Annotated in this window: 4 protein-coding genes; all 4 read right to left on the reverse strand. The window is 51.0% G+C overall.

The annotated features are described in order from the left end of the window. Nucleotides 1-18: 18 nt before the first annotated feature. The 4 genes from J3353_RS15660 to J3353_RS15675 are packed head-to-tail and all read right to left on the reverse strand — an operon-like array spanning nucleotide 19 to nucleotide 4228. A complete protein-coding gene (locus J3353_RS15660; RefSeq protein WP_154260398.1) occupies nucleotides 19-909 on the reverse strand; it encodes a type II secretion system F family protein in 891 nt (296 codons plus the stop codon). 6 nt (nucleotides 910-915) lie between these two features. Further along, nucleotides 916-1800: a type II secretion system F family protein gene (locus J3353_RS15665; RefSeq protein WP_154260396.1), complete on the reverse strand. Its 885-nt coding sequence runs from the start codon at nucleotides 1798-1800 to the stop codon at nucleotides 916-918. Between the two features lie 30 nt (nucleotides 1801-1830). After that, nucleotides 1831-3099 carry a CpaF family protein gene (locus J3353_RS15670; protein ID WP_154260394.1) on the reverse strand — a complete coding sequence of 423 codons (1269 nt, stop codon included), beginning with the start codon at nucleotides 3097-3099 and terminating at the stop codon, nucleotides 1831-1833. A 19-nt stretch (nucleotides 3100-3118) separates the two neighbouring features. Continuing rightward, nucleotides 3119-4228, reverse strand: a complete 1110-nt coding sequence (locus tag J3353_RS15675) for a hypothetical protein (RefSeq protein WP_154260392.1) — start codon at nucleotides 4226-4228, stop codon at nucleotides 3119-3121. Between the last annotated feature and the right edge of the window lie 41 nt (nucleotides 4229-4269).

Raw genomic sequence — 4269 nt, forward strand, 5'->3', positions numbered from 1 at the left:
GTCTGCCTATATCCACTTTTAAATCGCCATATCCATGCCGGACATGGCTGCCACCATGATGATGAGAATTACACCAATCAGAACGATAGTCGTGGGGGCCAGCAGCTGTGCAGCGGCATCATCGCCCTTGCGCAGCAACATCTGCCGCCGCTGGGACATCAGCTCATCGGCCTGCTGGCGCATCACAGCGGTCACGTCTGACCCACCCTTTTCGATGTTCTGGATAATGATGCTTGCAAACTTGCGCACTTCCGGCGAACCAGTGCGGACACCAAAGTTGTAGATTGCTTCTGCGCTGGCCATACCGTTGTCCATTTCACGGCAGGCTTCCTGCATCAACTCATAAATGATGCCCTGCTTGCTTTTTGCAACGATATACCACGCCTCTTTCAGAATCATACCGCAGTTCATCAGCAGAGTTAGCTTGGATACCACATTGGAAAACTCCATCATGCATTCCGTGCTGCGCTTCTGGAGCTGATTGCTCATCTCATTTGCGCCGTTGGAATAAATAACTGCCACCATGGCAACACCTGCCACCAGCACAGCAAACAGCATATAGCCATCCATGAATACAGCGGCGCAGAATGCCAAAGCCAGCACCAGCAGGGACATTGATAAGGTTCGTGCCCAGTACAGCCGCGCCCAGTATTCCACAAAGCGCCCACCGTTTTCAGGATGCAGGATAGCCGAGGCCGATATCATCTTTTTGCCCACTGCCGAATCCATCGAAAACATCGGCATCTGCTGCATGGCAAACCCAGCTGCCCACAGTTCTTTATCGCTGAATTCTTTTTCCGGCACACCCTCAATGCGCCAGTCCTCTTTTTTGCCGCGCATCGTCAGCAGGATAAAAAGAACTGCCAAGACCGTGCCTATCGCCAGACAAATCATTTTTACAATCAGCATTCCTCTTTACCTCACCGCAATGATTTTCTGTCCCCAGATGTAGGCGATGGCAAACAGTACCAATGCACCTGTCACAGCTGCAACGCCTACCGGAGAAGCCAGATTCTGTGCAAATGTCTCGTTGGCACTACGCATCAGCGCAACAATGAGCACCGGAGCCAGCATAATGATATTCAGCTCCATTTCATTTGCATGGATCTTCGCCTGGATTTCATCCTCCACTTCCATCCGCTCGCAGATGATATCGTGGGTCTGGTTGATGACGCGGCTCATGTTACCGCCGGGGCCGTAGCAGACCTGAAATACATTATTAAAATCCTGTATCTCCTCCACGCCGCTGCGTTTAGCAAAATCATCCATCATGACATCCAGTGTCACATTGATCTGCTCTGCACGGCGGAACTGATCCAGCTCTTTGGAGATCAACGCATCATCAGAATACTGCATACACATATCCGTATACGCCGTGCTGAACGCATCGCGCACAGTGCTGTTAGCCGCCAAAGAAGCGGTCAACGATTCCAACATATCGCGGAACTGCCGCCGCAGCGTATCCCGGCGTTTTTCTGCCAGCTGGCGGCTGCGCACAGGAAGGAATACCTTGCCAACGAGCAATCCCACTATTACAAAGGCCGCCGAATTGCTGATATACGTCAGCAGTGTCGGCACACCGTCCTCCTGAAACAGACCGCCATAGAAAAACTGACTCACCACACCGCCAACCAGAAATGCCGCCACGAAATACAGCACCGATTCGCTCTTTGTCATCTCATAGTTGTGGTAATCCAGAACCTTTTCGTTCAGTGGATTCGTCGTCCACTGGGAGACTTTTTCTTTCGTTCTGGCGAGCTTTCCGACTTTTGTCTTTTCCGCATTCTGTTCTTTTTTCATCCGATCATTCCTCTCTGTTCCCAATCACTTTTACTTTGCTGTCGGGATGTCTTCCAGCAGGAAGCCAGCACGTGTCCATTTGTCCGTCTGTATCATGGGATTTTCTGTCCGCACCAACGCTCCCGAAACATGCTGCAGCGTAGAGTTTTCGTCCTCCCGGAACTCAAACAGCGGATTCAGTCTGATATCACCCTTCTCGTCCAGATGAGGGAGGATCTCACTGACCATCATCGTTTTGCGGCTGTGGTCGCGCAGGCGGGACAGATGGATCATGATATCCACCGCACTGGATATCTGCTGCCGGATAGCTTTCAGCGGAAGGGCCGCCTCGCCCTGCAGCACCATCGTTTCCAGACGGCTCAGCATATCCTCCGCTGAGTTCGCATGTCCGGTCGAAAGGCTTCCATCGTGGCCCGTATTCATGGCCTGAAGCATATCCAGTGCCTCTGCGCCGCGAACCTCGCCCACAATGATGCGGTCCGGACGCATACGCAGGCTGGAACGGATCAGGCTCTGGATGTCGATTTTTTTGCTTTCTCCCGAAGATGCCGTTGCATTGCGTGTCTCAAGGCGCACGATATTGGGGATCTGCGTAATTTGTAGCTCTGCAGAATCCTCAATGGTAATGATACGCTCATCATGAGGGATGTAGCTGGAAAGGGCATTCAGGAATGTCGTTTTTCCGCTGCCTGTACCGCCTGCAATAAAAATGTTATATCGTGCTTTTACCAATTTTTGAAGGAACTGTGCAACCTCCGGGGTGATGGAGCCGTATTCCAGCAGCTTTTCCATGGTCATAGGCTGCTTGGAAAACTTTCGGATGGTAACAGTAGAACCGCTCAGTGCAATCGGCGAAAGCACTACATTCACACGACTGCCATCTTCCAGACGGGTATCCACGATAGGATTTGCTTCCGAGACCTCACGATGTGCCTTACCAACGATCAGATCTATCACACGGCGAAGTTCCTGTTCATCCTTGAAATGCTTATCCACCCGGGTCAAACGACCCTTGCGCTCCACAAAAATATTGTCTGGGCCGTTTATCATGACCTCCGTGATATCTTCATCCGCAAGGATGGAATCCAGCAGACCGCCAAGGCCGCGGTACATTTTATAAATGCTGTTGACCGTATCCATCTTCTGAATTGGAAGCAGATAATCTCCTCTGCTTTCTCGATCCACCAAAGAGGTGATTGCTTTCAGCAACTCTTCATCGGTCATCCGCGTGGGCTGTAACTCCCGGTTGATGGCTTCCAAGACTCTGGTGCGAAGGTCTTTCAGTTCCTCTGTTGTCATCTGTTCCTCCTTACCGTCGTCAAATCATCCGGGAGTAGACACTGCTCATCCGCAATTCCCGGATGATGCGCTTTTTATCCGCATTCTGATAGCGTGGAATCGTCCCCAGTTCACTTGCATACTTTGGCAGTGCCAGTTTTTGGCCCGTAGAGCCGAACCTATTAAAGATTACGCCCATCTTACCGACGATCAATTTTTCGTCCATGCTGTCGATGGCTTCCAGCGAATCCAGCAGTTTACTACTCTTTTCGTTTCCTTCTGCTGTGCTGTCACTGACGATGACTGTCCAATCCGCAAGACGAATCAGTTTGAGCAGCATCGGGGAGAGCGTGCCGTCCGCACTGATGACACATCGTTCGCAGATACCCTTGATTGCTTGTATCAGGTTCTCTACACTTTCCGCATCAAAATTCATCGCACTGACAGGAAGGTCGAACGGTGCGAAAGAATACACCTCAGTTTCGTTGTCCTGCTTCAGCATACTCTGCAATTTCATCTGCAACTGTCCTTGGTCTTTGCCGCCCAGCTGACGCCACATGCTAATCTCATACATCACATCCGTCATAGAGCTTCCGCATATATCAAAGGAATCGTTGCACGCATTCTGTTTCAGTGTGAAGCAGACCGTATTTTTCCCCTGTGCCGCCATTGCCGCCGCACAGCCCGCTGCCGCTGTGCCGCTGCCTGCACCACCTGCTCCATTGATAAACAGAACGACCTGTCCATTCGCCTGCATCTCAAAGCTCGATGCTCCATGGCCGCGTTTTGCCGCCATGCTCTGAAATTCCCGGAAGATCTCGCTGGCCTTCTGGTAACGGAAGACCACCGGATATCCGTTTCGTTTCTGCTCGTGTTTCTCCGTGCTCCAGAAAGCAAGCTCCATATTACGGCTGTACTCTTCCGGCTCTGGCAGGAGATCTTCCTCCGCAACCAGAAGATCCATCCGCCCACCTCTCGACAATTGCTTCCGCAAAGCCTCTTCCTTCGTGAAAAGATAGATTTCAAACTGCACGGTCTCATTAGCGTGTGCACTATAATAATTTGCAAGCCGTGCAATATAGTTTTCGTCCTTATCTAAAAAACCTACCCGAACAATCATGTTGTCAACCTCACTTTTTGCATTGAGCATAAGTGTACCATCTTGCTGTCGCAGAGTAGCTTACTCTGCGA

Source organism: Faecalibacterium sp. Marseille-Q4137 (assembly GCF_017377535.1).
Classification (GTDB): domain Bacteria; phylum Bacillota; class Clostridia; order Oscillospirales; family Ruminococcaceae; genus Faecalibacterium; species Faecalibacterium duncaniae.